Raw genomic sequence first — 26,204 nt, 5'->3', positions numbered from 1 at the left:
CTATTTCCCGAGACAGAAATTCCTGAAGATCAGATCGAACACTGCTTCGATATCGAATTTTCCGATCAGGTAATCAAGGGCATTCAAAGCCGAATGTATATCAGCGGAGGCAAGTTCCGGATCAAAGGCAATGGAGCCCCCTCGCCTGACCACTAGATCCAAAGCCGATGCTGCTCTCTCGAGCGCGATGCGTTGCCGTTCGTGAGCGACGAGACTAGCGCCAGCTATCCGGCCGCTTAGCACCGCACTCAGATCACTGAGCATCTCCCTAACACCATCTCCCGTCTTTCCGGAAATGGCCCGACCTGCAGTTGCGTCCAAATCCGACTTTGCGGTGAGAACCAGATCATCACCCGCCGGTATCAGATCGTCAAAATTTTCATCTGATGAATCGCTCCGAAGGAAGATCCTCACATCAGCGTTCCGCGCCCGTCGCAGTGCGCGTTCGACTCCAATTGCCTCTATCTCGTCATCCGTAGATCTCAGGCCGGCTGTATCGAGAAAGGTAACCGGGATACCATCGAGATCGAAACTCAGTTCAATTACATCCCGCGTAGTGCCTGGGCGTGCAGATGTTATTGCAGCTTCGCGACCGGCCAAATAGTTCAGCAGTGTTGACTTACCTGCGTTTGGAGGTCCGACAATTGCGACCTCGAAACCTTCACGCAGACGTTCGGCTTGCGAGCTCCCTTCAAGGCTGGTCTTGATGGCCCGAAGAACCTCAGAGACCAAACCATGAACGTTATCGAGTACGTCCGACGGTAGCTCTTCGTCAGAAAAATCGATCGAAACCTCGAGTAGCGATAGCGCAGTCATCAAGGACTGTTTCCATGCTTGCGCACTCTTGGAGAGTTTCCCGTCCAGGACATCGAAGGCCTGTCGGCGCTGCGCCTCGGTTTCGGCTGACAGGAGATCGCCAAGACCTTCGGCCTGAACGATATCCATCTTCCCATTAAGAATCGCTCGACGGGTGAACTCACCGGGTTCCGCTATCCGATGTCCCGATTGTTCACTTAGAACGGAGAAGATCCTCCGAACGACCGCAGGACTGCCATGGAGATGGAGTTCAGCGACGTCTTCACCCGTGAAGCTCGCCGGTCCGGGAAACCAAAGGACAAGCGCCTGATCTATCCGTGCACCTGAACCTGGCTCACGTACCCAAAGTAATGTAGCGTGGCGTGGAGCAGGCACCAGACCACAAATCGACTTTATAGTTTGCCCTACAAGGGATCCCGAAAGTCGAACAACAGAAACACCCGCCCTTCCAGGGGCGGATGACTGCGCGAATATCGTGTCTTCAGATTGTTGAGCCACACCATTAGATCAACTGTTCATCGAATCGAAGAACTCGGAGTTGCTCTTTGTTTGTTTCAATTTACCGAGGAGGAATTCGATCGCATCCGTTGTGCCCATCGGATTCAGGATTCGACGAAGCACGAACATCTTCGTCAAATTGACCTTATCGACGAGAAGCTCTTCTTTCCGGGTACCGGATTTCAGGATGTCGATGGCCGGGAATACACGTTTGTCCGCAATCTTGCGATCCAGGACGACTTCGGAGTTACCCGTTCCCTTGAACTCTTCGAAGATCACTTCGTCCATTCGGCTACCGGTGTCGATCAGCGCCGTCGCGATGATAGTCAGCGAGCCGCCCTCTTCGATATTTCGAGCAGCACCGAAGAAGCGCTTTGGCCGCTGCAATGCATTGGCATCGACACCACCCGTCAGAACCTTCCCGGAGGACGGAACGACCGTATTGTAAGCGCGGCCAAGGCGCGTGATCGAGTCGAGAAGGATAACCACGTCCCGCTTGTGTTCGACGAGGCGCTTCGCCTTTTCGATCACCATTTCCGCCACGGCCACGTGACGAGATGCTGGTTCGTCGAAAGTGGAAGCAACGACTTCGCCCCGCACGGAGCGCTGCATGTCGGTCACTTCTTCCGGACGTTCATCTACAAGCAGCACGATGAGAAAACACTCCGGATGGTTCTTCTCGATTGAGCTGGCGATATTCTGAAGGATGACCGTCTTGCCCGAACGCGGCGGAGCCACGATCAAACCCCTTTGGCCCTTACCGATTGGCGCCACCAGGTCGATCACCCGAGCAGACTTGTCCTTAATCGTCGGATCCTCGACTTCAAGCTTGATCCTCTCGTCGGGATAAAGCGGTGTCAGGTTGTCGAAATGGACCTTGTGCCGGGCGGCCTCGGGTTCCTGGAAGTTGATCTTCGAGACCTTCACGAGACCGAAATATTTCTCGTTCTCTTTCGGAGCCCGAATGACACCTTCAACCGTGTCGCCCGTTCTCAAATTGAATTTGCGGATCTGGGTCGGGCTTACATATATATCGTCCGGACCTGCGAGATAGTTAGCCTCTGGAGACCGCAGGAAGCCAAAGCCATCCTGAAGAACCTCGAGCACTCCGTCACCGGAGATCTCAACGCCCTCTTCGGCCATGTCCTTGAGGATGGCGAACATCATGTCGCCCTTGCGCATGCTCGATGCGTTGTCGATCTCGAGCTCTTCCGCAAAGGTCAGAAGATCGGCCGGGCTTTTGGCCTTGAGTTCGGCCAGCGAAAGTTGCTTGAAATCAGTCGATAGATCCATCGGAGACACAGAATTGATCCGGAATGTATAAGGGGAAGAAGCGGGGTTCGAGGCAGGACGCCTCCCCGAATTTTTGGCTCAATGTCACATTTCTCGGCATCTGTCAAATGGGTCTTACGATCACCATGATGACGATGACAACCAGAGCCAGCGTCGGAACTTCGTTCATGAGCCGGTAATGGCGACCGGAACGGGTATTTTCGTCATTCAAGAAATCTTTCCATCGTTTGACCATCCAATGGTGCATCCACGTCAGGAGAAGAACGGCAGCCAGTTTCGGATAGATCCAGAAATCAACGCTCCATGACACGATGCCCGGGGTGAATAGCAGCATCAGGCCGAAGACCCATGTCGCGACCATGGATGGATTGATGATGAGCCGGAGAAGCTTTCGCTCCATCACCTTGAAGATTTCAGATGTTTCCGAACCAACCGGCGCTCTTTCGGCGTGATAGACGAAAAGCCTGGGCATGTAGAACATTCCGGCCATCCAGGCCGTCATCGAGATGACGTGGAACGCTTTCGTCCAGGGATAGAGTGCTGACAACAGGTCGAGCATCGGCTTCTCCGATCAGATTCTCACTCTGGGCTAGCACATGTGGGAGGGTACGCAAGTTGGCCGGATATCCCTCTCTAATCCTTATTTGAGTCTCAGGATGGTTTTAGAAGGTTTATCCCGTGAGTCATGGGGATAACCGTAAACCAAAAACTTCCCACAAAGTTTTCCACAGGCTGTAGGCCGATGTGAGAAACTTTGAGGCTTTGCCTTCAGGAATCCGGAAACCAATTTTTCTCATATATTTCAGTTATTTGACAAGTTGATATAAATTGGAGAAGGTGAGTGTTAAGGCGATCTTTACCTATTTGGACACATCGTTAAGCGAGTTATCCCGAACCCTCCGATTCTTTTGTCCACGTGGAAGGACTCGGTGGATAACCTCCAGGCACACGGGGAGCAGATTCAGCTCACCGAGTTATCCCCCGTACCGTGCAAGGGGCGCGCAGTCCTTATCCACAGATGTACCCGCAGGATTCTTTTAGTACAACCGGTTTCTGACGCGTTGCGGGGCAGTCCGGCGGGTTGCCAGTCGTTCCGATAGGCCGCAAATAGGGGCTTCGACACAGAAAAGCCGGACTTTAGCCAATATGCAGCCAAGGGTGATTCTCGCCTCACGTTCCAGCAGTCGAGCGACCCTGCTGCGAAATGCAGGCATCGCATTCGAAGCCCGTCCGGTTTCGGTGGACGAGGATGCCGTGAAGGAGAGCATGTTGGCGGAGGGCGCCCCACCACGGGACATCGCCGACACTCTCGCGGAACTGAAGGCGCACAGGGCAGCTACACGTGATCCGGCGGCACTGACGATCGGCGCCGACCAGGTTCTGGATTGCAGGGGAAAGCTTTTTAGCAAGCCTCGCGATCTGGAGGACGCCCGGTTCCAGCTCAAGTCGCTGAGCGGCAGACCGCATGATTTGCTTTCAGCAGCGGTTATCTATGAGGGCGGCCAACCGGTCTGGCGGCACGTCGGGAAAGTTCGACTCACCATGCGGCCTTTCAGTGACGCATTTCTCGACAGGTATATTGCCGCTGAAGGCGAGGCTCTTCTCCAGACGGTGGGGTGCTACAGGCTTGAAGGATTGGGCGCGCAACTGTTCACACAGGTTTCCGGTGACTATTTCTGCGTCCTGGGCCTTCCCTTGCTCGAAATTCTCGGCTTTCTCCGGACAAGAAACATAGGAACGGCATGAAAGACGGAATTCCGCTTGCAGGCGTCATTGGCTGGCCGATCAACCATTCCCGTTCGCCGGTTCTGCATGGCTATTGGCTCGAGCGATATGGAATCACGGGCTACTACGTGCCTGTCGCCGTGGCGCCTGAGAACTTGCGCGAGGCGCTCGGCTCGCTCTCCTTGCTGGGGTTTCGCGGCGTCAATGTCACGATTCCGCACAAGGAAGCCGTTCTGGAGCTTGCCAAGACCGTGTCGGAGACCGCCAAGGCGATCGGAGCGGCGAATACGATCACCTTTCTCGAAGGTGGCGGCTTTCACGCCGACAACACGGACGCCTACGGTTTCAGGGAGAACATTCGTCAGACTCATCCCGATTGGCGCGCCGATCGGGGGCCGGCGCTCGTTATCGGTGCGGGCGGCGCATCTCGGGCCGTGATCCAGACGCTCATCGACGAGGGTACACCTGAAATCCGTTTGGCAAACAGAACACGACAACGAGCTGAAGCACTATCGGAGCATTTCGGTGGGCCGGTAAAACCTGTCGATTGGTCTAAACTCGAAGATGCCACGGACAGCGCAGTTACCGTGGTCAACACGACGGCTCTGGGAATGGCCGGGCAGGAGCCATTGGAAGTGAACCTGATGCGCGCCGACCCCGAGGCAATTGTGTCGGATATTGTATATGTCCCTCTCGAAACACCTTTCCTGAAAAAGGCGTCGTCGCAAGGTTTCCGGACAGTCGATGGACTGGGAATGCTGCTTCACCAGGGTGTGCCCGGATTTCAGGCCTGGTTCGGCAAGATGCCGGTCGTCGACGCCGACCTCAGGGCCCGCGTGCTGGGGTGAGTGTCTCCCGACCCTATAAACTCGGGCTTACCGGTTCGATCGGAATGGGAAAAAGCACCACGACCCGAATGTTCGCAGAGGAAGGCGTGCCGGTTTGGGATGCAGACGCCGCAGTGCATCGACTTTATGACCGTGGGGGGGCAGGGGTTGCGCCCATTGCCCGGATCGTTCCGGGGGCAATTGCCGACGGCCTCGTAGATCGTGGGAATTTGAAGCACGAGATTGCCGCGAAACCGGAATTGCTTGCGCAGATCGAGGCTGTGATACACCCGCTCGTCGCGCAGGATCGAGCGGATTTCATCAATCGTCATCTACACCACCCTGTGCTGGTGTTTGATATTCCGCTCCTGTTTGAGACATCTGCGGATGCGGTGATGGACGGAATCGTTGTCGTGACCGCACCTGCGGAGGTCCAGAAAGATCGGGTTTTGGCTCGACCAGGCATGACTGAAGCGCATTTTGCGCGAATTCTTTCGCGGCAGGTGCCTGATGACGAAAAGAGAAAGCGTGCGGATTTTCTGATCGAGACACACAAGGGTCTCGATCATGCTCGCGACGAGGTCCGGAAGATCCTTCGGAGGCTTTCCAAGGAAGGAGAGGAGCCAACAAATGCGTGAAATCGTGATGGATACGGAAACCACCGGGTTTGATCCAAGTGCAGGGGATCGGATTGTGGAGATCGGTGGGGTGGAACTTCTCAATCTGGTGCCGACAGGTCGGACATATCACCAGTATATCAATCCGGAACGCGACATGCCGGAAGATGCTTTCAAGGTGCACGGGCTGAGCAGCGAGTTTCTGTCGGACAAACCGGTATTCGAGAAGATTGCGGATGAATTTCTGAACTTCGTCGGCGATGCCAAACTGGTGATCCACAACGCGGCGTTCGACATGAAGTTTCTCAATGCTGAACTTGGGTGGGTCAAACGGCCCAGTATCCCGTGGGCACAGGCCGTCGACACGTTGGACATGGCACGGCGCAGGTATCCGGGTGCACAGAATACACTGGATGCCCTTTGCCGCAGGTTCGGCGTCGACAACTCGGGCCGTGAAAAACACGGAGCTCTGCTCGACAGCGAATTGCTTGCGGAAGTCTATCTCGAGCTCATGGGCGGGCGGCAGCCGGATTTCACGCTCTCTGTCGTTCAGTCGGAAACAAAGACCGAAGGGGCAGGGAATTGGCAGCCGACGAAGCGGCCACGGCCACTGCCGGAAAGACTGACCGACGCCGAGCGCGAGGCGCATGCGGGCTTTTTGGCGAGCCTTGGCGCGGCACCGCTATGGCCTGCAACGGAATGATTGGATAGCCGGGGCGCTGGATCAAAGAATTCTGCCCTGTTGCCGCTAGGCAAACAGGGCAGACGAGTTCTCAAGGCTTGGCAGAAGAACGATACGGTTCAGGCGGTCCCGGCCGGTTCCTGCTGTTTTGCCGCTTCAGCCTGACGTGCCATGCCGGCTTTGTAGAGCGCGACGAAGTCGATGGGTTCGAGATTGAGCGGCGGGAAGCCACCGTCACGGGTCACATCGCTGACGATGCGGCGAAGGAACGGGAAGATCTGCCTCGGGCATTCGATCATAAGGAACGGATGCAGCTGCTCCTTCGGCACGTTCTGCACGACGAAAAGACCTGCATAGTCGAGTTCGAGGATGAAAACCGGGTTCTCGCCAATGGTGGAGTTCGCGGTGACCTTGATCGAGACCTCGTAGCGATCTTCGGACCGCTTCTTGGCATCAAGGTTGACCTGGACCTTGATATCCGGCTTGCCTTCGCCACCGAGGCCCTTCTGAACCGCGATGTTCTCGAAGGACATGTCCCGAATATACTGCGTCAGGATCTGGAGTTTCGGCAGGGCGGGGGCGTCCGCTCCATTGGTGGTTTCATCAGCCATGTGTCAGACCATCCGTTGGAAAAATGCGTTTGGGGCCGTCTATCACTTCCGAACCCGGCTCACAACGCAGCCCTTGCAAGTTCTGCTCCGAAATCTCTCAGGAGTCCGGGCGGGTCCAGCCCGAGTTGCCGCGCGGTTTCCCGGTATCATCTTCTTCGAGGATCTCCTCGTATTCCGCGTCGATCGTGTCCGTCCCGGGCTTTGGCTGTTGTCGGGTTGTGGACCCGAATGAGAAGGTCTGAACGGTGATCCGCGATGCGCCCCAGGATATGACGCGGTCCCTGACTGCGGGAACGAGAAGCAGAAGACCGGTCGCATCCGTGAAGAAACCCGGTGTGAGCAACAGCACACCCGCCACGAGGATCAGCGCGCCATGGGCAATCGGGCCGACAGGATCTCCTCCCGCTTCCAGCCTCGATTGAAGTCGCGCGAGAGCCTGCACTCCCTGATGGCGCATGAGTGCGGTTCCCACGATGGCGGTGGCTACCACAATCAGAAGTGTAGGGAGCAGACCGATTGCACCGCCGACCTGGATGAACAGGGCGATTTCAATAATCGGAACCGCCACAAATATCAGAAACAACCACATCGACGGTCCAACCCTCCCCGCGACAGCCCTGCTCTGATGGACTTCGCCTCTTTGAGTGCTTACATAAGAGTAACCGAGACGAAACGCCATAAACTGGCAAGCAAATTAACTGAAAGGGTGGCCGATGGGGTCGCAAATGATCCAGATCATAATCTTGGCCGGCGTTGCGCTGTTCCTGATCCTGAGGCTCCGTAATGTTCTTGGTACCCGTGAAGGTTTTGAAAAACCACGCGAATTGCCGGATCAAAACGCTGCGGCCAACAATGGACGAGCGTTTGAGGTCATTGATGGCGGTGGCGTGGATCACGACATCGCACAGCTCGTGGATCCCGAAAGCGAAGCTGGGCGCGCGCTTGCATCCATGAAGCGCGTCGATCCGGATTTTTCTGCAAGCGAGTTCGCACATGGCGCGCGTTCGGCTTATGAAATGATTGTTATGGCCTATGAGAACGGCGACCTTGACACGCTTCGCGAGTTTCTCGCGCCCGAGGTGTTCGAGCCTTTTGCGGCGGCAATCGAGGAGCGGAACGCGAAGGGTTACACGGTCGAGGCTCAGTTTGCAGGCATTCGCGAGGTGAAGCTGGTCGATGCACAGTTCGACGAGGAAACCAACGAAGGCGATATCACGATGCGGTTCCTTGGTGAATTGACGTCGACCGTACGGAATGCCGAAGGCGAAATCGTCGAGGGCGGACCGAATGATATCAAGCAGCAGCCTGATGTATGGACATTCAGCCGCGACATGACCTCCGGCAATCCGAACTGGCTCCTGACCGGCACCGGCGGCTAAGCGTCGGGGCAATGGGGGCATGGCGGGGCGAAAGCGTCGGCGGGGTCTCAGCCCCGAAGATGCGGAACTTTGGGATCGGCTGAAGGCAACGGTTGAGCCATTGCACCGTGAGGCTGTTCGGAAAGCGGCTCAATCGGCGGAACCGGCTGTAGCACCTGTACCGATCAAGAAACCCGCAGCCAGCTCTAAACGGCCAGAGATTGCGCCGAGGTTGCTCCAGCAAGCCGAGAAGCCATCTTCGCCGTCCTTGCGGATGGACCGCAGACGGTACGAAAAGCTTCGACGGGGACTTATGAAACCCGAAGCTCGGCTCGATCTCCATGGCATGACGGCCGAGCGCGCGCACGGTGCGCTCAACGGCTTCATTGCTTCGTCCTACCATTCAGGCCTGCGGCTTGTTCTGATCATCACGGGCAAGGGCAGGGCAGAAAATGATTTCATGTCCGGGGATGGCGGACATGGCATTCTGCGTCGCAGCGTCCCACACTGGTTGTCGATGTCCCCCAACCGTCAACGAATCCTGCAGGTGACACCCGCGCACCGCCGGCATGGCGGCGAGGGCGCATTCTATGTCTACCTGTCCCGCCAGAGATGAGACGGGTGTCGCGATGTGACACGGAGAGGCAGGATTTCATGTAATGTTGAAGCAGGGTATTGGAGTAGGAAACCTTGATAGATCAGCAGGTTCGCGAACGCTTCGATTTGGCTCAAACCATAGCGGAAGAGGCTGGACGGCTCGCGTTCAACTTCTGGCAGAACCGGGAAAATCTCGCGGTTGAGGCCAAGGGCGGGGCGCAGGACGTCGTCTCAGAGGCGGATCGCACCATTGAGCGGCTTGTCAGGGAGAAGGTCGGCAAGGTCTTTCCGCAGGATGGCTTTCTCGGAGAGGAATATGGCTTCGAGACCGGTCAATCCGAGTTCATCTGGGTGATCGACCCGATCGATGGCACGTCACCCTTCCTCCACGGTTTGCCCAACTGGTGCGTGGCCATTGCCGTCCTGAAGGGAGGGGAATGCGTCGCTGCCGTCACGGAGGTTCCGACAAACACCGAGCGGTTTGCGGCGATCAAGGGTGGGGGAATGTTGGTCAATGGCAAACTAAGCCGCATTTCGCCTGATCTGACCGTCGGTACCGGCATCGTCGGGCTCGGGGCCAGCGCCTATTCCGTGCCTCAGGACCTCGGGATCAAGGTCGAACAGCTTCTTGGAGCCGGCGGCATGTTCTATCGCAATGGGTCTGGTGCTCAGATGCTGGCTTATGTGGCGGCGGGCCGGCTGGCTGGTTATTACGAGACGGTGATGTACCCTTGGGATTGTTTGGGTGGTCTGCTGATGGTCCACGAAGCAGGTGGACAAAGCTTGCCGCTGGCGCATGATCCGACGGAATCGAAGCAGGAACGGGTTCTCACCGCAGCCCCCGGAGCCTGGGACGAACTCTCCATTCTTTTTGCGACGTAGCGGCAACGGGCGGTTTGGAGGGAGAGGTCTGAAACTCTCCCTTAACCAGAGCAGTGGAATTTGGCTTCCGCGCAGCGGAGGCAGCCATGACGGAAAAGCGGCAAAATTACGGTTTCTCTGAAGAAGCCATGCGGAGTCTCGAAGCATTCGAGCAACACCTGCCGCCGCCCGATGCTTATCAGCGGATGACGTCGGGCGCGCCCAATGCGCAGTTTCCCGGACCGAGCGGACAGAATGCGAACCCGAACCGCCCGCACTACTGGGGGCATCGAGAGCGCTTGCGGCAGAGATTTCTCTCCGGCGGACACGATGCCATGCCGGAATATGAGTTGCTCGAACTGTTGCTCTTCAACGCGATCCCGCGCATTGACGTGAAGCCCCTGGCCAAGAAGCTGCTGGAGTCCTTTGGGGATCTGAACGGCGTGGTCGCAGCGTCAGAGCATCGGCTGCTGCAAGTGCCGGGCACAACAAGCAAGGTCTATCTGCAGCTGCGTATCGTCGAAGCCATCGCGCACCGCATGGCACGCGCCAAGGTGATGCAGCGGTCTGTGATCAGTTCGTGGGACGCGTTGATGACCTATTGCAAAACGGTCATGGCGCACCGGGACACCGAACAGTTTCGCATCCTCTTCCTCGATCAGAAGAACGTGCTGGTCGCCGACGAAGAACAGGCCAAGGGAACGGTGAACCATGTGCCCGTCTATCCGCGCGAGGTCGTGAAGCGGGCACTCGAATTGAATGCGACCGCAATCATCCTTGTTCACAATCACCCGTCAGGAGATCCGACGCCGAGCCGAGCTGATGTCGACATGACCGAACAGATCGCGCAGGCGTGCAAGGCGATCGGCGTGGTGGTGCATGACCATGTGATCATTGGAAAGGAAACGGACTCTTCCTTCCGAAGCCTCGGCCTGTTGTAGGTCCGCGCGTTGGATCGACCTTTCGAAATGGCGCCGCTACGCCCGATCTGGCTCTCAAGAGCGTTTTGTTATGGTGTCGCGGGTCTTGGAAAGCGGTCGTACCCGACTCTCGAGGAGCATGATCATCTGGCTCGCGACGTCCTTCTTTGTGACGGCCTCGATCCCCTGCAGCCCCGGCGAGGAATTCACTTCGAGAACCTTCGGGCCCTCGGAGCTTCGCAGAATGTCCACACCGGCGACGGATAGGCCGAGTTCGCGGGAGGCCAGGCGCGCAACATTCCTCTCGTCCCTGCTGAGTTTCACAACTCTCGCGGTACCCCCGCGGTGAAGGTTGGAGCGAAACTCGCCTTCTGCCGCCGATCGCATCATGGCGCCGACAACCTTGTTGCCGACCACGAAGCAGCGGATGTCCGAGCCACCGGCTTCCTTGACGAACTCCTGAACGAGAAAGTTGGCATCGAGCCCGCGAAACGCGTCTACCAGACTTTCTGCCGCCTTCCGGGTTTCGGCGAGCACCACGCCGCGCCCCTGGGTCGATTCGAGCAGCTTTACAACGACCGGCGATCCTCCGGCAATGTTGATCAGGTCGCGCGTGTCCTTGGGTGAATTCGCGAAGGTCGTTATGGGCATGCCGATCCCGGCGCGCGCGAGAAGCTGGTGGGCGAGAAGCTTGTCTCGCGAGGCGCCGATTGCCTCGGCGGAATTGAGGCAAAGCGCGCCAGTACTGGCGAATTGCCGCAGGACAGCCATGCCGTAAGCGGTAATGGAAGCGCCAATACGCGGGATCACCGCATCGTAGCGAGGCAGAACCTTGCCGTCGTAATGCACTTCGGAAATCGTTCCTCCGATACGCATGTAGCAGCGGCTGGTGTCGATCATCTCAAGCACATGGCCGCGTTCCCGTGCAGCTTCGGCCAAGCGGCGGCTCGAGTAGTTTTCGGGTTCTCGCGTCAGCAAGGCAATTCGCAGAGGCCGGTGGATCGGTTTGCGGTGCGGGATATTGCGAAACAGATCGAAGGACAGTTGCGGCTGGATGAACGAGCGGTTTGGATCGACAACCATGTCGGAGTCGATGGCGGACCGCCCGAGCAGCATCCGATAGGCCATCGAACTGCGGTCCGTAAGCGTCACCTCGATTGGCCATGTTCGGTCGGCAATCTTGATATGCGTGGAAATCACGTAGCGCTGTTCGCTGTCGCCGTTTGAACTGGTGACATAGCGTCGATCGATCACAGGTGCAGAACAGGTAATCTCTAGATCAGGATTGTCGGGATTCGGTTGCAGCATGAAACGGACCTGCGGATTGTCCGCGGGACCGAACGGTTCGATCACCGAGGCGTGCAGGGCCGGTGTCTTGGCGCCGGTATCCACCTTTGCCTTGATTGCGGGCAGACCGAGGTCCGGCAGGGAAACCCACTCTTCCCAGCCTATGACGAAGTCGCTGCACACATCGATTCTCCCAGAATTCCCCTGCCTCTTGGCCTCCCCCATACTTCGATGGAGGGGGATCATGCCAGCCCACGAAAAACTTCACGGCATAGTTGAACATACCTGCAAGCTGTGCGTGTATAGATCGTATTCAACCAGTGGATCGATGGCTCGTTTCTTCGCCATCCTGCATATTGAAGCAAACAGGGGAAATCGGATCCTTGGGGGCGCAGAAATGAAAATGTCTCCAGATTGCAGCAAAACCAATGCCAAGGGGCGCGTACCACGGACGCAGAAAGGTCGTCTGAGGGTTGATCTGCTCAAACAAACGGCCAAAGGACTCTTCGTGGATCTTGGCTACGACGGCACAACCATGAGTGCGATTGCCGCGGAGGCCGGGGCCTCGATCGGGTCGCTCTATCAATATTTCCCGACGAAACAGCACATTGTCCAGGAGATCGAGAAGGATGGGCTCTCCGCCGTTCTGGCCTGTCTCGATGGTCTGGGCGCTTGTGATCGGCCGCCTTCCGAGATTGCGGTCGAGGCATTCGACGCGCTGGTGGATTGCGGGAACAAGGATCCGGCATTCCGCGTCATAAGTGAACGGCACGATCTCGATCCGGCTGCCAGGAAGCAGATGCGGGACATGATCTGCGCGAGAATTGCGGATCGGCTGCGACGGGCGGAGCCTCCTCTGTCGCCTTCGCGCGCAATGGTTTCGGCCATCCTTGTGCTACACCTTGCGGATGCGGCCCATGCACCCGGATTGGTCGCGAATCCAGCGTCAGATTCCCTGATGCGCACGGAAATCCGGCGGATGTTGCGGCTTTATCTCGAAGATCCTGCGCTGGTCTGACAGCAATATTTCACAAGTTTGTTCAGACACCTGCCGCGCGCAGCATCCGGTCGACCATGCCGGAATAACCGCTGCCGAAGAGGCGGAGATGCACCAAAGCAGGCCAGAGCTGGTATATTGGAAGTCTTGCCTCCCATCCTGCTTCGAGCTCTCCGTAACCTGCCTGGAATTCCGGGCCGGGCGAGGCGAAAAGATGGAGCATGGCGAGATCAACCTCCCCGTGCCCGTAATAGCAGGCCGGATCGATAAGCCCGCTTGTTTTTCCCTTGTAGGACAAAATGTTACCCGACCACAGATCCCCATGCAGCAGGGACGGGGGAGGGGTTGTGGGCAGGATCTCGCCAAGCCGGGCTGCAAGTTTTTCGATACGGGGAACGAAGCTTGCAGCGACATGGGGCAGGGACGGCAAAAGCCGGCGCTCGGCCCAGAATTGGGGCCATGACTCGGCATACATATTCGGTATGGAAACCGTATGGAAACGGTAGTCCTTTTCCCACCCATATGCTGATCCCAAGGCCGCGTGCAGTCTGCGGATCTTCTCGCCGAGATCCGCCCAGGTATTTGACAGCGAGCCGTCGTCGGGGAGCAACTCAAGAACGAGCATTGTTTCGTCACAGGCCAGAACGGCCGGTGCGGGAACGTCTGCGGCGCGGATGGCCGCAAGCATGTCCGCTTCGGTCTTGGCGGTCTCGCCCGATTTCGCTACGAGGCGGGTGCCGCCTTCGAGCGTGACCATCTGGATCTCGGAAAGATCGCCGCCATGGAGTGGCGTGGAACCGATGGCGCCTCGACCGAGCAAACGGGACGCATGAGCGGCGAGATTGGTCATTCCCCGGACCGAATGGCCTGAAGAAGACCCTCTGCGCCCTTCGTCACAACCGACCACGTGTCCTCGAAACCGGATGCGCCGCCGTAGTAGGGATCTTTCACATCCCGCCCCCCGTCGCCCGGAACGTGATCCATCAACATGCTCAGCTTCGCGGTGGAGTCCTTGGGTCGAAGGGCCTTCAGCTTTGCCATGTTGCTGCGATCAAGCGCGATGATGTGGGTGAAGCGCGTGAAATCCTCGCGATCCACCTGACGGCCACGATAGCCCCCGATGTCCGTTCCATGGCGCAACGCGGTTGCCCGTGCCCGGTCGTCCGGAGGCTCGCCCACATGCCAGCCACTTGTGCCGGCGGAATCGACCTCGATATCGACACCGGCATCACTGGCGGCCAGTCGCATTGCGGCTTCGGCCAGTGGTGAGCGGCAGATATTGCCGAGACAGACGAAGAGAACTGAGGGCGTTTCGGTCATGTGGCTTTCTGGTGATGATCCGCGGACGGAGCCAGTGAACCGGATCAATGATCCTTCCTCAAGCCCCCTCACTTCCGCCGCGGAAAAGGTTAACGGGGGGTAGTCGTCCGTCGCTCGAAGGGTTTCACGATCAGGTATTCGATTGCCAGCATGACAGCGACGAAGCTGAGGGAATAAGCCAGGACATTCGCCACATCGAAGAGCTGGAAATAGAGATGGATCTGGAAGCCGACGCCGTTCGAGCGGCCCAGGAACTCGACCACCAGCACGATTTTCCAGATGACGGCCAGCCCATTGCGCACGCTTGCGGCAAGAAACGGGGCGAGTTGCGGCAGGAGGATATGGCGGAAGCGGGTCCACCGGCCAAGGCGGTAGACCTGAGCCATTTCGGCAATGCCCCGATCGAGAACGAACATGCCTTCCCGGACGGTGACCGAGACCATGGCAATCTTGTTGATGGCAACGGCCGTGATCGCGGCCACATCATTCAGGCCGATCCAGAGATAGCAGAGCACGATCACCACAAGGGCTGGAAGGTTCAGGAACACAACGACCCAGGGATCGGCCCATCGGTTGAAGCGTGGCCAGGTGCCTAGAGCCATGCCGAGCCCGGTTCCGATCACCATCGAGATCGAGAAGGCGGCAATCACCCGCAGCAGTGTCATCCAGACATGGTAGAGGAGCTTGCCCGCGAGCAACTGGTTGACCAAGGCCTGCCAGACGGCGATTGGAGAAGGCAGGATGCTCGGATCGCCCTTGAGGGCCGACAGCAGAGCCCAGAAAAGCAGGAATGCGCCGAGTGAGGCGACCATGACTCTTGGGTCTACCCTGTCTTTCCGGCGTTTGATCAAGCCCGATTTCCTCCCGGTCGCAGTGTCTCATGCAAGAGGCGGCTGATCCATGGTCCTCGAACGTGAGACCGGTGCAGACTTTGGTCGATAGATGTTGCTCCCCGGCGGTCTCAGAGGAAAGTATCACAATACTGGCGCTTGCCTTTGCCGCCGTATGCACGATTTGCCTCCCGGTATGAACTCGGTTACCGAACGGTAGCAAAAGACGAAGATTGAGGGCTGTATGACCTACACACCATCCGATGCACGCTACGAGACCATGAAATACCGCCGATGCGGGCGATCGGGGCTCAAGCTTCCCGCGATCTCGCTGGGGCTCTGGCACAATTTCGGAGAAGATTCGCGGCTCGATACCAAGCGTGCGATCTGCCGGGAGGCCTTTGACCGGGGCATCACCCATTTCGATCTTGCCAACAACTACGGCCCGCCGCCGGGCAGTGCCGAGGAAGCGTTCGGCGAGATGCTGCGAACGGATTTTCGCGGCTATCGGGACGAATTGGTGATCTCGAGCAAGGCAGGTTACGACATGTGGCCCGGACCCTACGGGGCCTGGGGCAGCCGCAAGTATCTCATGGCATCCTGCGATCAGTCGCTGAAACGTATGGGTCTCGACTATGTCGATATCTTCTATTCCCATCGCTTCGATCCGGATACGCCGCTCGAGGAGACGATGGGAGCCCTCGATTCCATCGTGCGGCAAGGAAAGGCTCTCTATGTGGGCATTTCCTCCTACAATTCGGATCGCACGCGGGAAGCCTGCCGGATCCTGAAGGAAATGGGCACGCCACTGCTCATTCACCAGCCGAGCTACAACATGCTCAACCGCTGGGTGGAGCGTGACGGGTTGAAGGAAACGCTCGCCGAGCTTGGTGTCGGGTCTATTGCCTTCACGCCATTGGCGCAGGGAATGCTCACATCGAAATACCTCAAGGGTATCCCGGAAGGCTCGCGCGCAACGCTGGGCAAGTCGCTGAAACCCTCCATGCTGAGTGACAAGGCGATCACGCATTTGCAAAAACTCAATGAGATCGCGCAGGCCCGTGGACAGACACTGGCGCAGATGGCGATTGCCTGGGTGCTGCGGGACGAGGGTATCACCACCGCGCTGATCGGGGCCTCGCGCCCGGAGCAGGTGGCCGATTGTGCGGAAGCGGTGAACAATCTCGAATTCACCGCAGAAGAGTTGAGCTTGATCGATCAATACGCGACCGAAGAGGATATCAACCTCTGGGCGCGATCCTCTGACGCCTGACCATTCCTGGCGGCCCGGTGCGCATGTCGTGCCGGGCCTGTTCCACGACGCGGGAATGCGCCACCCCAACCCAGCACGCCCAGCGATAGAGAGGGGCTGCGGTAATTTTACAAAAAGTTATGTGTTTATCGAGAATGCAGCTCTATCGCATTCCGGCAACCTTCGCCGTGACCTGTGCCACTACTGCGCAAAGGCGCCCTTGGTAAACTTTCTGAGAGGCGCGTTGTCGGCCGGATTTCCGGGAACAATTCCAGCCACGCGACGTTAACGACCCAAATCACTTGCTGAGGCAGCCGCGAAATCGCGGGGCCACAGCACGTAAAAAGGAGAGGTATGTCATGCATAATATTTTCTGGCTGATCGGTGTGATTGTGGTGATTCTCGCTGTTCTGTCTCTTGTTGGATTGGCTTGAGCGCAGTCGAAAGAAATCACCGAACAGGAGAAGTGATGAATACTATGGAACACGATAAATCTACACCGCAGAGTGAGACGCTTTCCGGCAAAGAAGGTCTGGAAGCAACAGGTCGTGAAGCAGCAGAGCGCGCCAGGGAACGGTTCGACGATGCTCGCGCCCAGGCGGAAGCCGGTCTGCAGGACGCCAGCGCCATGGCGATGGACAAGGCCGAGGCGGCCAAGAAGGATGCCGCCGGTGAGGTGCGCCGCACTGCGGATGGGCTGGAAGCTGCCGCAGCAGAACTCGAGGATTCGCCGCTTCAGCGCGACCTTCTTCACGAGGCCGCCGACGGGCTGAAGCAGATCTCCCGCAGCGTCGAAGGCAAGAGCCTCTCGGAAATGGCATCGGGTCTTTCCGATCTGGCCCGCAAAAACCCTGCAGCGTTCCTCGGTGGGGCTGCGTTGGCCGGTTTCGCGATGGCACGTTTCGCCCGTGCAACCGATCCCGCGGAAGATGACTCTGCGCCACGGATGGCTGAATCCCGGAAGACCGTGGATCGCCCGCTGCCTCCGTCTCCACGTCCCGCGCCCATGCCGAGTTCGGCCGGACCTGTGCCCGTGGATACGCCCGCGCCACATCGTCCGACCGAAACCACGCCGGCCGGCCGCATCACCAACCCGACGGGAGTATAAGACATGCAGGATTTGAACGAACGTTCGACGCCCGCGCTGATGACGGATCTCGTCGGTAACATCACCGACCTGTTCCGCAAGGAAGTTCAGTTGCTTCGGGCCGAGATGAGCTCGAAATCGACGCAGATCGCCGTTGCTCTCGGCACGCTGGTCGCAGCCCTCGTCTTCAGCATCGTAGCACTCAACGTGCTTTCGGCGGCGCTGGTTTCGGCGCTGGTCGAAGCCGGTATTCCGGCCGTCTGGTCTGCGGTGATCGTGGGTGGTGCGATTGCCCTTTGTGCGATCGGGCTCGCCGCGAAAGGAGCCAGCTCGCTTAAGGCCAGCAATCTCGCACCCGAGCGCACCGCCCGCGCCACGATGCGCGACGCTGAGATGATTAAGGAGAAAGTGTAATGGCAGTGACTACGACAGATCCGGGTTCGCGCAGTGTCGGCGAACTAGAACGCGATGTTGAGACCCAGCGCCGCACGGTCTCCAATACGATCGACGAGCTTCAGGCCCGAGCAAGCCGGGACGGGATCATCGATCAGGTCGTCAAGGCGGTCAGCGAAAACGGTGGGGAAGTCAGCCGCAACCTCGGGCGCACCCTGCGTGACAACCCGCTTCCAGTGCTGCTGACCTCGGTCGGAATTGCCTGGCTGATGGCCGGTGGTGGCGGTCCGCGCTTGGAACGGTCGTCCTACCGCGACGACTACGGTTCGGACGACTGGCGCGATGACGAGGATTTCGACACCCCGGCGCGCGGCGTCGGCTACACGGAACCCTACCACGATCCGCTGATGCCGCCGAAGAACACCTCCGGTGGCGGCGCCTATACCGTCTCAACCGCAGGCACGTCCGATTCCTCATCGGATGGTGTAGCCAAGCGCGCCGCGTCCGGTGCAAAGGATGCGGCCAGTCGAGTTGCCGAAGGCGGTCGGAATGCAGCAGACAAGGCACGTGCAGGTGCCGAAAGCGCGTCCGATGCAATCCGTGACCGGGCCGGGCAGGCTCAGGGCGCTATGTCCGATGCAGGTCGCGCGATGCGCCGCAATGCTCGCAGCGCCCACGAACGGGCGACGGCAGCCGGTCGTCGGGGTCGGAACTCGCTCGACTCCATGATGCAGGAGCAACCGCTCGTCTTCGGCGCGCTGGCCCTCGCATTGGGCGCGGCCTTCGGCAGTTCCATGCCGGCGTCGCAGACCGAGAACCGCCTGTTCGGCAAGACCTCGGCCCGTGCCAAGGATACGGCCCGCCGTGTCGCGGAAACCGAAGGCGCCAAAATGAAGGCGGTTGGTGAAGCGATGGTCGATGAAGCCGCAAACATGGCTGACGAGACCGCGGATTCCGCCAACACTGAGACGCCCGATGGACGTGAGGCGGTGGATCGCGCCGAGGCGAAGGTTCGCGCTGCTGCTGAGCGTGTGGCAGAAGCCGGTCGCAAGGAAAGCGAGCGTCAGGGCGTGGGCGAAAGCGTTCGCCGCGACGAAGACACCAAGGTCTGAACACCTTCTAGTCACAAAAAATGCGGGGCTGCATCAAGCGGCCCCGCATATGATTAATAGTTCTGGTCGATCAGCCCTTCTTCAGAACGCGGCGACCCAGAAGCTCGGCAATCTGCACGGCATTGAGGGCGGCACCCTTGCGCAGGTTGTCCGAAACCACCCACATCGCCAGGCCATTGTCGATCGTCGGATCGGTCCGGATGCGGCTGATGAAGGTTGCGTAATCGCCGACGCATTCGACCGGCGTGGTGTAGCCACCGTCCTCGCGCTTGTCGACGACCAGACAGCCCGGCGCCTCGCGGAGAATGTCGCGGGCCTCGTCCTCGTCGAGCGGATCCTCGAACTCGACGTTGACCGCCTCGGAATGGCCGACGAAAACCGGAACGCGGACGCAGGTCGCGGTGACCTTGATCTTGGGGTCCACGATCTTCTTGGTCTCGGCGACCATCTTCCACTCTTCCTTCGTGTAGCCATCTTCCATGAACACATCGATGTGCGGGATGACGTTGAAGGCGATCTGTTTCGGATAGACGCTCGGCTCGACTTCCTGTCCCGGCACGTAGAGACCCTTGGTCTGGTTCCACAGTTCGTCCATCGCTTCCTTGCCGGAACCGGAAACGGACTGATAGGTCGAGACGACGACGCGCTTGATCGTCGCGCGGTCGTGCAGCGGCTTGAGTGCCACGACCATCTGAGCGGTCGAGCAATTCGGATTGGCGATGATGTTGCGCTTCGCGTAACCCTCGATCGCGTCCGGGTTCACTTCCGGTACGATCAGCGGAACGTCGGGCTCGTAGCGATAGAGCGACGAGTTGTCGATCACCACGCAGCCGGCCTTGGCGGCCTTGGGAGCATACTGTTTCGTGGCCTCGGAGCCGATGGCAAAGAGCGCCATGTCCCAACCGGTGAAGTCGAACGTGTCAAGATCGTCGGTCTTCAGGGTTTTGTCGCCGAAGGAACATTCGGTACCAAGGCTCTTGCGCGAAGCAAGAACGGCGATCTCGTCCACGGGGAATTCCCGCTCGGCGAGGATGTTCAGCATTTCACGGCCCACGTTGCCCGTGGCACCGACGACGGCGATGCGATAACCCATTTTTTCGACTCTCCGGAATGAAGTGCCGCTCTTCTGACCTCTCGTCGTGCAAATGTAAACGCCGCGAGCAGGGGTTCGCGCCGGGCCTGATGCGATTGTGGTACGAAATACTTCGGCGTCGGGTGGAACTTCCGGGTATACATGGCGATGGATCTGGTCAAACTCCGCATCCTCAGAGGTGTTTGCGGAACGATTCACGCGGACCTACTATTGTTAGATCTTTGATTAAGTGGAGAATCGCATGAGTTTTGCCCGGAACATTTCCGTCTTGGCTCTGTTCTCGATCATGCTGGGCTTGGCGCCGGCGGCCCTTTCCGAAACGCAAGTCCTGCGGGCGGCAGTGCTGGAATTCGGCACGGTGAACTGGGAACTCGACACGATCGAGCACTACGGGCTCGATGAGGCGAACGGCTTCGACCTCGAGGTTCAGGGTATGGCGGGCAGTTCGGCCGCGCAGGTGGCTTTCCAGGGTGGCGAGACGGATGTGATCGTTTCCGACTGGCTCTGGGTCGCGCGGCAACGCGCCAATGGCAAGGATTATGTCTTCATTCCCTATTCGAAGGCGGTTGGCGGGCTGATGGTGCCCGGCGACAGCGATGCGTTGACCATCGCCGATCTCAATGGCGGCAAGATCGGCATTGCCGGCGGTCCGCTCGACAAGAGCTGGCTCATCCTGCGCGCCTTTGCTGAACAGGAACACCGGATGGACCTGATGGCGAGTACCGAGCAAGTGTTCGGGGCACCTCCACTCATTTATAAGACGGCGCTTGCCGGTGATCTCGATGGTGCGATCAACTTCTGGCACTACATGGCGAAGATGGAAGCGGGCGGGATGGAACTCCTCGTGAGTGTCGAGGACGCGGCACTGGCGCTCGGGCTCGACCCGAATACTCCGCTTCTGGGCTACGTAGTGCGGGAAGAGCTCATCGAGTCCAACCCAAGTGCGGTCGCGGGGCTGGCGACGGCGTCGCGGGAGGCCAAGGAACTGCTCGCGGAAGACGCCGAGGCGTGGGAGCGGTTGCGCCCGCGGATGAACGCCGCGTCCGATGCCGAGTTTGACGCGCTGGTCTCGGGCTGGCGGGCCGGTATCCCGGAGGCGGGTCCGATCGATACCGATGCCGCCGATCGGATGCTGCGATTCATGGCCGAACTGGGTGGCGAGGATCTTCTGGGATCGGTGAAGGAACTTCCCGATGGCGTCTTCTACCAGCCTGGCAGCTGATCTTCCGGCCTCGAGCGGGGCCGCGCCCGCCCTGGAGCTGCATCTGGAGCGTCTGGAGCTAGGTGGGGCGGCCATTCTCGGGCAGGTCGATTTCGTGCTGCAACCGGGTGAGACGGTCGCGATCACCGGACCATCGGGGATCGGAAAGACGACCCTGTTGCGGGTTCTGGCGCAGGTCGAAACCGGGTTCGTGGGCCGCATCGCACCTGCGGAGCGGCTTTCGATGGTGTTTCAGGAGCCGCGCCTGCTTCCCTGGCGGACGGCCGGGGAAAACCTGATGCTGACCGCGCATCTCACGCAGGATGAGGTCGAACCCGCGCTTGAGACCGTGCGGCTGGGGGGCAAGGCCGACTACTATCCGGCGGAGCTGTCTCTCGGGCAGCAGCGGCGCCTCACGCTGGCGCGGGCCTTTGCGCGCGATCCGACGGTGCTTCTGATGGACGAACCGTTCGTGTCGCTCGATCCCGAGCTCGCCGCCGAGATGATGGAGCTATTCATCGCGCTGCGATCCAGAAGCAGGGTAGCTACGGTGCTGGTGACGCACGAAACCCGGGAAGCGGAGGCGCTGGCTGACCGCATCCTGCGGCTTGAAGGAAGCCCGGCGGTGCTGCACGGGCCCGATCAGGGCCATGCGAGGTTTGGCCCGGAGCGGAAATAGGACACGTTGTTGGTGAAGGTGCTCTCGGGGGCGAGCCGGATCCATCGGTTGTCTGGGTCGTCCATGCGGGCCACTGTCTCGATGAACCAGGGATTCCACGACGCCTCTTCCGGGTCGAGATATCGGGAGAGGAGTCTCCGGAAGCGCGCGGGGCATGAGGGTTCGATGCTAGCGCTACCACGAAATCCGAGATGCAGGAGAATGCCGGCCGCGTTCTGGTAATCCACGATCTCGACCGCGCAGCGCGGATCTTCGCGCAACCGGCGGACGGAACTTCCCGTGTCCGAGCCGAGCATCCAGAGGGCATTGTCTTCCCAGACATACCAGACCGGCGCATTGCAGGGCCCGGATGGTCCGATGGTCGAGAGCGTCGCCATCAACGGTCTTTCCAGCAGGACATCCGGATCGAACGAATGGCCCATCGCACTCAGCCCTTCCGGGTCATCATGCCGCGCGACGGGTCGTAGCCCCACAGTGCGAGAGCCAGGAAACCTGCGGTGGAGGCGATGACGATGGCGATCGAAGTGGGCTCGATGCGGAGATAGAGCGCGAAACGGATCATCTCGACGGCATAGGTGAAGGGGTTGGCGGCGCAGATGTCCCGGAGCAGCGGCGAGCTCTCGGCCATCTTCCACAGCGGATAGAGCGCGGAGGACAGGAAGAACATCGGGAAGATCACGAAATTCATCACGCCAGCGAAGTTCTCCAGCTGGCGGATGAAGGAGGAAAGTGCGAGGCCGAGGGCGCCGAGCATGAGCCCGCCCAGAAGCAGGGCGGGAAAGACGGTGACATAGCCCAGTGCGGGCAGTCGGATGTCGAAAACCGCGGCCACGGCGAGAAACGAATAGACCTGCAAGATAGAGATCGCGGTGCCGCCCAGGAGCTTGCAGAAGAGAAGCCAGCCTCGGGGCAGGGGGCTCGTGAGCAGGAGCCGCATGGAGCCCATTTCCCGGTCGTAGACGAGGGACAGCGAGCCCTGCATGCCGTTGAAGAGCAGGATCATGCCGCAGAGACCGGGCACGATATAGGTCTCGTAGGTGATGTAGGTCTGGTAGGGCGGGATGATCGAGAGGCCGAGTGCGGCGCGAAACCCGGCAGCGAAGACGAGCAGCCAGACCAGCGGACGCACCAGGGCCGCAACAAACCGACCGCGCTGTTGCAGGAAACGGAGCGCTTCCCGCAGCACGATGGCCCGGAGCGCAAGCATGTAGCCCTTCATGACGCAAGCTCGGTCATCGCGAGGAACCTGTCGGACAGAGTTTTGTCACCCGCGACCTCTTTGGCCGTGCTGTCTGCGAGGATGCGACCCCGATGCAGCAGGACGAGCTGGTCGCCGGGATGGACTTCATCGGTGAGATGCGTGGCCCAGAGGACAGTGAGGTTTTCCTCGTCCGCAAGGGCATGAACATGGGAGACGATGGACGCGCGGGCGGAGACATCGAGGCCCACGGTCGGTTCGTCCAGCAACAGGACCTTGGGATCGTGGATCAGTGCCCGCGCGATCTCGGTGCGCCGGCGATGGCCGCCATTGAGATCACGCGCCCTTTCGCCCGCGCGATCCGCCATACCGAGACGCTCGAGGGCGGCAGATATGCGGTGCGCTGCATCCTTGCCCCCGAGTCCGTGAAGCGCTGCGAAATAGGAGAGGTTTCGCTGGACCGTCAGGTCGAGGTCGAGTGTCTGGCTCTGGAAGACGACGCCGATCCGCGCGAGAGCGGCGCGCGGGTTGCGGGCAAGATCGAAACCCTCGATCTCGATCGAACCCTCGCGGGTCGTGAAGAGCCGGGTCAGGAGCCCGAACAATGTGCTCTTGCCGGCCCCATTCGGACCCAGCAACGCGCAGAACGCTCCGGGCTCGACCCTGAAACTCACGCTGTCGAGCGCCCGTTTCGAGCCATAGGAGAAGCCAAGTTCGGATATTTGCAGTCCGTTCAAGAAATTACCCCTCTCCCCCTGCGCCATATTCGGCATTCCGCGGCGGGGGATCAACAGATCAGCGTTGCTCCCTTGGTCTAATTGCCTTCGGACCAAACCCGTTGGTCCAGAACCGTTTCAATCGGATTCCCGGGCGGGAAAAGGATTCCTCGCGAAATGATCCCCGCCCGTCTTGAAAGGACATTACGCGATGGATTGCCTCATGCCGCCGTCGACGCGCGATCCCGGCGAATGGGCCACACTTCCAGAATGCCGGCAAGCAAGACAAGCGATCCTCCCGCGAGTTCGAGGGAATGCAGGTGCTCACCGGCAAGGATCGCGGCGGATATCGCCCCCACCAGAACCTCGGACATCAGCAATATGCCAACCCGTGCCGGTTCCAGGCGCACGGTCGCCCACATGAGACTGCTCACGGATAGCGCCCACCAGATGCCCCCAGTCGCGAAGGCGACGGAAAACAGGCGCCCGAGGTTATCGAACGTTTCAACGGTCGGCGACGAAGCCAGAACAGGTGCCAACAAAAGGGACGTCACCATCGCACCGGCACAGAAAACGAAGGCCGATGCGGCGGGCGCGAGCGTGGACTTTGAGCGGATGCCGGTTGTGGCAATCGACCAGAGTAGCCCCGCGATGAGCGCCATCCATTCACCGACGCTGCGCGGAAGGGGTGCGGCACCGTCGGCACTCAGCATGACGGCCAGGCCAGTGAGGCCCACCCCAATCGCCACCATACGCATGTTAGGCGTATTCCAACCCATGACATATCGGCCGATGAGGGTGCTCCAGACGGGCGTCAGGAAGTAGAGCAGGATGACGATTGCAACGCGGCCATAAACGAAGGCAACGGAGTAGAGGGCGAAGGCCGCGCCTCCCAGAGCTATCGAGATCAGGGCAACCGAACCTGCACCTCGGATCGCCGCCCAGTTCCGCAACGCCACGGGAAGCAGGAGAACGACAGCCGCGCCGGTAATGGCGGCTGTTCCCCATGCACCCGTCAATCCCATCTCCGTCAGGGCGCGAACCGGGAGCCAGTAGAAGCCCCAGAATGCGCCTGTGGCAAAGACGATTGAAGTGGCCAGGATGGCGGCACGTTCGCTCATGATGTCTCAGCCACTAACGCGGGATCAGGCAAGGAACAATGTGGGAGACGCAACCGATCGGGCATGCTTGCAGCCCGCCGACATGAGGATCAGCGTTGCTGCCAATGCCGGAAAGCGCAGCCCCGAGCCTTACAGGGCGGATCTCGCATCTCTCCGAGCACCGGAGATCGGCTTCTACGTCGTTTTTCACTCTAGGGTGACGTTGCGTGCTCGGGCACGGCCTTGAGATAGGCGCCGATCGCCTCGAGATCCTCGGAAGGAAGATGCGCGAGACTTTCCTGCACGCCGACCATGGAGCCGCCGACGGAGTCGAAATCGGGCGTGAACCCGCTTTCCAGATAATAGGCCACATCGGATGCGGACCATGAGCCGATACCGCCCTCGCCACCCGTGATGTTCGGGATGCGGCCCTCACCGTCGGGATTGGGTGCGCCCGCGAGCCAGAGATCATAGTTGATTGCGCCGGCGGTATCGCGCGGCGAATGGCATTCGCCGCAATGTCCGGGCCCTTCGACAAGATATTGTCCGCGGGCGACTTCCGCGCTCGGGTCCTGAAGCTCGACAGCCGGAGCGTCCGAAAGAAACGCCTGTTTCCAGAGGCCAAGACCGCGCCGCATGTTGAAGGGGAAGGTCAGGGAATGGTCTTGCGTGGCCCCTTCCACGCTCGGCAGCGTCTGCCAGAAGGCCCAGAGATCGGCGATGTCGGACATCTCCATGCGGGCAAAGGACGTGTAGGGAAAGGACGGATAATAGTGGCTGCCTTCGGGGGAGACTCCCCGAAGCATGGCATTGGCGAAATCTTCCTCCGACCATGCCCCGATCCCGTCCTGCGGATCCATTGAGATGTTGGGAACGACGAAATCGCCAAAATCGGTCTGCAGGACCAACCCGCCGCCTAGGGCGAGCTTCTCGTCTCCTTCGGCATCCTTGGCCGCATGGCAGGAGGCACAGCCCCCTGCCCAGAACACGAGCTCCCCGCGCTCTGCATCGCCCTCGGGCAGTTCAGCCAGTTCGGTTTCGCTGAGCCGGTTGGGCCCCGTGGCAGCATAGGCCGCCACGGCAGCCGCGCCACCGACAACCGCGAGTGCGATCAGAATGCGCTTGGCCATGGAT

Annotated in this window: 30 protein-coding genes; 15 read left to right on the top strand and 15 right to left on the bottom strand. The window is 59.6% G+C overall.

Annotation, left to right across the window (positions count from 1 at the left end):
- The 3 genes from mnmE to hemJ all read right to left on the bottom strand — a co-directional run bounded on the left by mnmE (position 1) and on the right by hemJ (position 3,166).
- On the bottom strand, positions 1 to 1,314 hold the full coding sequence (gene mnmE / locus ACP15W_RS16375) for a tRNA uridine-5-carboxymethylaminomethyl(34) synthesis GTPase MnmE (RefSeq protein ID WP_424933993.1): 1,314 nt from the start codon (positions 1,312 to 1,314) through the stop codon (positions 1 to 3).
- A 9-nt stretch (positions 1,315 to 1,323) separates the two neighbouring features.
- The gene (gene rho, locus ACP15W_RS16370; RefSeq protein ID WP_424933992.1) at positions 1,324 to 2,607 is read right to left on the bottom strand and encodes a transcription termination factor Rho; all 1,284 of its coding nucleotides are present in this window, start codon (positions 2,605 to 2,607) and stop codon (positions 1,324 to 1,326) included.
- Between the two features lie 103 nt (positions 2,608 to 2,710).
- Entirely contained in the window at positions 2,711 to 3,166 is a 456-nt protein-coding gene (gene hemJ, locus ACP15W_RS16365; protein WP_424933991.1) for a protoporphyrinogen oxidase HemJ, read from the bottom strand.
- Between the two features lie 587 nt (positions 3,167 to 3,753).
- On the opposite strand from hemJ, the gene ACP15W_RS16360 reads away from it, so the two are divergent.
- From ACP15W_RS16360 to dnaQ, 4 genes are read left to right on the top strand one after another with little or no spacing between them, the layout of a single operon-like run.
- Positions 3,754 to 4,353, top strand: coding sequence for a Maf family protein (locus ACP15W_RS16360; RefSeq protein WP_424933990.1), 600 nt, complete (start codon positions 3,754 to 3,756; stop codon positions 4,351 to 4,353).
- On the top strand, positions 4,350 to 5,180 hold the full coding sequence (locus ACP15W_RS16355; RefSeq protein ID WP_424933989.1) for a shikimate dehydrogenase: 831 nt from the start codon (positions 4,350 to 4,352) through the stop codon (positions 5,178 to 5,180). The genes ACP15W_RS16360 and ACP15W_RS16355 overlap by 4 nt, the downstream gene beginning before the upstream one ends.
- The gene (gene coaE / locus ACP15W_RS16350) at positions 5,177 to 5,797 is read left to right on the top strand and encodes a dephospho-CoA kinase (RefSeq protein WP_424933988.1); all 621 of its coding nucleotides are present in this window, start codon (positions 5,177 to 5,179) and stop codon (positions 5,795 to 5,797) included. Before ACP15W_RS16355 ends, coaE begins: the two co-directional genes overlap by 4 nt.
- Entirely contained in the window at positions 5,790 to 6,479 is a 690-nt protein-coding gene (dnaQ, locus tag ACP15W_RS16345) for a DNA polymerase III subunit epsilon (protein ID WP_424933987.1), read from the top strand. The genes coaE and dnaQ overlap by 8 nt, the downstream gene beginning before the upstream one ends.
- Before the next feature lie 98 nt (positions 6,480 to 6,577).
- On the opposite strand, the gene secB is transcribed toward dnaQ, so the two are convergent.
- Both secB and ACP15W_RS16335 read right to left on the bottom strand, forming a co-directional pair.
- Entirely contained in the window at positions 6,578 to 7,069 is a 492-nt protein-coding gene (gene secB / locus ACP15W_RS16340) for a protein-export chaperone SecB (RefSeq protein ID WP_424933986.1), read from the bottom strand.
- A gap of 97 nt (positions 7,070 to 7,166) precedes the next feature.
- Positions 7,167 to 7,658 (bottom strand): FxsA family protein, encoded by a 492-nt coding sequence (locus ACP15W_RS16335; protein WP_424933985.1) that lies wholly within the window; start codon positions 7,656 to 7,658, stop codon positions 7,167 to 7,169.
- A gap of 136 nt (positions 7,659 to 7,794) precedes the next feature.
- Between ACP15W_RS16335 and ACP15W_RS16330 the strand changes: the two genes are divergently transcribed.
- The 4 genes from ACP15W_RS16330 to radC all read left to right on the top strand — a co-directional run bounded on the left by ACP15W_RS16330 (position 7,795) and on the right by radC (position 10,826).
- A complete protein-coding gene (locus tag ACP15W_RS16330; RefSeq protein WP_424933984.1) occupies positions 7,795 to 8,448 on the top strand; it encodes a Tim44/TimA family putative adaptor protein in 654 nt (217 codons plus the stop codon).
- A gap of 292 nt (positions 8,449 to 8,740) precedes the next feature.
- Complete coding sequence (locus tag ACP15W_RS16325) at positions 8,741 to 9,043, top strand: Smr/MutS family protein (RefSeq protein WP_424933983.1); 303 nt, start codon at positions 8,741 to 8,743, stop codon at positions 9,041 to 9,043.
- Between the two features lie 74 nt (positions 9,044 to 9,117).
- Positions 9,118 to 9,906: an inositol monophosphatase family protein gene (locus tag ACP15W_RS16320; protein WP_424933982.1), complete on the top strand. Its 789-nt coding sequence runs from the start codon at positions 9,118 to 9,120 to the stop codon at positions 9,904 to 9,906.
- A gap of 86 nt (positions 9,907 to 9,992) precedes the next feature.
- Positions 9,993 to 10,826 (top strand): RadC family protein, encoded by an 834-nt coding sequence (gene radC, locus ACP15W_RS16315; protein ID WP_424933981.1) that lies wholly within the window; start codon positions 9,993 to 9,995, stop codon positions 10,824 to 10,826.
- Positions 10,827 to 10,880: 54 nt separating this feature from the next.
- Here the strand turns inward: radC and rimK are convergent, their stop codons facing one another.
- Positions 10,881 to 12,317, bottom strand: a complete 1,437-nt coding sequence (gene rimK / locus ACP15W_RS16310) for a 30S ribosomal protein S6--L-glutamate ligase (protein ID WP_424934057.1) — start codon at positions 12,315 to 12,317, stop codon at positions 10,881 to 10,883.
- Between the two features lie 19 nt (positions 12,318 to 12,336).
- Here rimK and ACP15W_RS16305 point away from each other — a divergent pair, with 19 nt between their 5' ends.
- Positions 12,337 to 13,110, top strand: a complete 774-nt coding sequence (locus ACP15W_RS16305; RefSeq protein ID WP_424933980.1) for a TetR/AcrR family transcriptional regulator — start codon at positions 12,337 to 12,339, stop codon at positions 13,108 to 13,110.
- A gap of 22 nt (positions 13,111 to 13,132) precedes the next feature.
- Here ACP15W_RS16305 and ACP15W_RS16300 read toward each other — a convergent pair whose 3' ends face one another.
- The 3 genes from ACP15W_RS16300 to ACP15W_RS16290 all read right to left on the bottom strand — a co-directional run bounded on the left by ACP15W_RS16300 (position 13,133) and on the right by ACP15W_RS16290 (position 15,221).
- Positions 13,133 to 13,939: a fructosamine kinase family protein gene (locus tag ACP15W_RS16300; protein ID WP_424933979.1), complete on the bottom strand. Its 807-nt coding sequence runs from the start codon at positions 13,937 to 13,939 to the stop codon at positions 13,133 to 13,135.
- Positions 13,936 to 14,409, bottom strand: coding sequence for a low molecular weight protein-tyrosine-phosphatase (locus ACP15W_RS16295; protein WP_424933978.1), 474 nt, complete (start codon positions 14,407 to 14,409; stop codon positions 13,936 to 13,938). The genes ACP15W_RS16300 and ACP15W_RS16295 overlap by 4 nt, the downstream gene beginning before the upstream one ends.
- A gap of 89 nt (positions 14,410 to 14,498) precedes the next feature.
- Positions 14,499 to 15,221 carry an ABC transporter permease gene (locus tag ACP15W_RS16290; RefSeq protein ID WP_424933977.1) on the bottom strand — a complete coding sequence of 241 codons (723 nt, stop codon included), beginning with the start codon at positions 15,219 to 15,221 and terminating at the stop codon, positions 14,499 to 14,501.
- Positions 15,222 to 15,483: 262 nt separating this feature from the next.
- Between ACP15W_RS16290 and mgrA the strand changes: the two genes are divergently transcribed.
- The 4 genes from mgrA (at position 15,484) to ACP15W_RS16270 (ending at position 19,083) form a co-directional block, all read left to right on the top strand.
- Complete coding sequence (gene mgrA / locus ACP15W_RS16285; RefSeq protein WP_424933976.1) at positions 15,484 to 16,512, top strand: L-glyceraldehyde 3-phosphate reductase; 1,029 nt, start codon at positions 15,484 to 15,486, stop codon at positions 16,510 to 16,512.
- Positions 16,513 to 16,960: 448 nt separating this feature from the next.
- Positions 16,961 to 17,599, top strand: coding sequence for a hypothetical protein (locus ACP15W_RS16280; RefSeq protein WP_424933975.1), 639 nt, complete (start codon positions 16,961 to 16,963; stop codon positions 17,597 to 17,599).
- Between the two features lie 3 nt (positions 17,600 to 17,602).
- Positions 17,603 to 17,992, top strand: coding sequence for a phage holin family protein (locus ACP15W_RS16275; RefSeq protein ID WP_424933974.1), 390 nt, complete (start codon positions 17,603 to 17,605; stop codon positions 17,990 to 17,992).
- Positions 17,992 to 19,083, top strand: a complete 1,092-nt coding sequence (locus tag ACP15W_RS16270; protein ID WP_424933973.1) for a hypothetical protein — start codon at positions 17,992 to 17,994, stop codon at positions 19,081 to 19,083. The genes ACP15W_RS16275 and ACP15W_RS16270 overlap by 1 nt, the downstream gene beginning before the upstream one ends.
- A gap of 70 nt (positions 19,084 to 19,153) precedes the next feature.
- Here the strand turns inward: ACP15W_RS16270 and ACP15W_RS16265 are convergent, their stop codons facing one another.
- Positions 19,154 to 20,176 (bottom strand): aspartate-semialdehyde dehydrogenase, encoded by a 1,023-nt coding sequence (locus ACP15W_RS16265; RefSeq protein ID WP_424933972.1) that lies wholly within the window; start codon positions 20,174 to 20,176, stop codon positions 19,154 to 19,156.
- A 241-nt stretch (positions 20,177 to 20,417) separates the two neighbouring features.
- Here ACP15W_RS16265 and ACP15W_RS16260 point away from each other — a divergent pair, with 241 nt between their 5' ends.
- On the top strand, positions 20,418 to 21,398 hold the full coding sequence (locus ACP15W_RS16260; protein WP_424933971.1) for an ABC transporter substrate-binding protein: 981 nt from the start codon (positions 20,418 to 20,420) through the stop codon (positions 21,396 to 21,398).
- Positions 21,370 to 22,056, top strand: coding sequence for an ABC transporter ATP-binding protein (locus tag ACP15W_RS16255; protein WP_424933970.1), 687 nt, complete (start codon positions 21,370 to 21,372; stop codon positions 22,054 to 22,056). Before ACP15W_RS16260 ends, ACP15W_RS16255 begins: the two co-directional genes overlap by 29 nt.
- Here the strand turns inward: ACP15W_RS16255 and ACP15W_RS16250 are convergent.
- The 5 genes from ACP15W_RS16250 to ACP15W_RS16230 all read right to left on the bottom strand — a co-directional run bounded on the left by ACP15W_RS16250 (position 22,020) and on the right by ACP15W_RS16230 (position 26,200).
- Positions 22,020 to 22,478, bottom strand: coding sequence for a pyridoxamine 5'-phosphate oxidase family protein (locus ACP15W_RS16250; RefSeq protein ID WP_424933969.1), 459 nt, complete (start codon positions 22,476 to 22,478; stop codon positions 22,020 to 22,022). The genes ACP15W_RS16255 and ACP15W_RS16250 overlap by 37 nt on opposite strands.
- A gap of 5 nt (positions 22,479 to 22,483) precedes the next feature.
- Positions 22,484 to 23,275, bottom strand: a complete 792-nt coding sequence (locus ACP15W_RS16245) for an ABC transporter permease (RefSeq protein ID WP_424933968.1) — start codon at positions 23,273 to 23,275, stop codon at positions 22,484 to 22,486.
- Positions 23,272 to 23,991 carry an ABC transporter ATP-binding protein gene (locus ACP15W_RS16240; RefSeq protein ID WP_424933967.1) on the bottom strand — a complete coding sequence of 240 codons (720 nt, stop codon included), beginning with the start codon at positions 23,989 to 23,991 and terminating at the stop codon, positions 23,272 to 23,274. The genes ACP15W_RS16245 and ACP15W_RS16240 overlap by 4 nt, the downstream gene beginning before the upstream one ends.
- Before the next feature lie 200 nt (positions 23,992 to 24,191).
- Positions 24,192 to 25,091: a DMT family transporter gene (locus ACP15W_RS16235; protein ID WP_424933966.1), complete on the bottom strand. Its 900-nt coding sequence runs from the start codon at positions 25,089 to 25,091 to the stop codon at positions 24,192 to 24,194.
- Positions 25,092 to 25,282: 191 nt separating this feature from the next.
- Complete coding sequence (locus ACP15W_RS16230) at positions 25,283 to 26,200, bottom strand: c-type cytochrome (protein WP_424933965.1); 918 nt, start codon at positions 26,198 to 26,200, stop codon at positions 25,283 to 25,285.
- Positions 26,201 to 26,204 lie beyond the last annotated feature (4 nt).

It is taken from the genome of Amaricoccus macauensis (genome assembly GCF_049800915.1).
Taxonomy (GTDB): Bacteria; Pseudomonadota; Alphaproteobacteria; order Rhodobacterales; family Rhodobacteraceae; genus Amaricoccus; species Amaricoccus macauensis_A.
The sequence above is the reverse complement of the archived record's forward strand: the minus strand, read 5'-3'. Positions and strand labels throughout refer to the sequence as shown.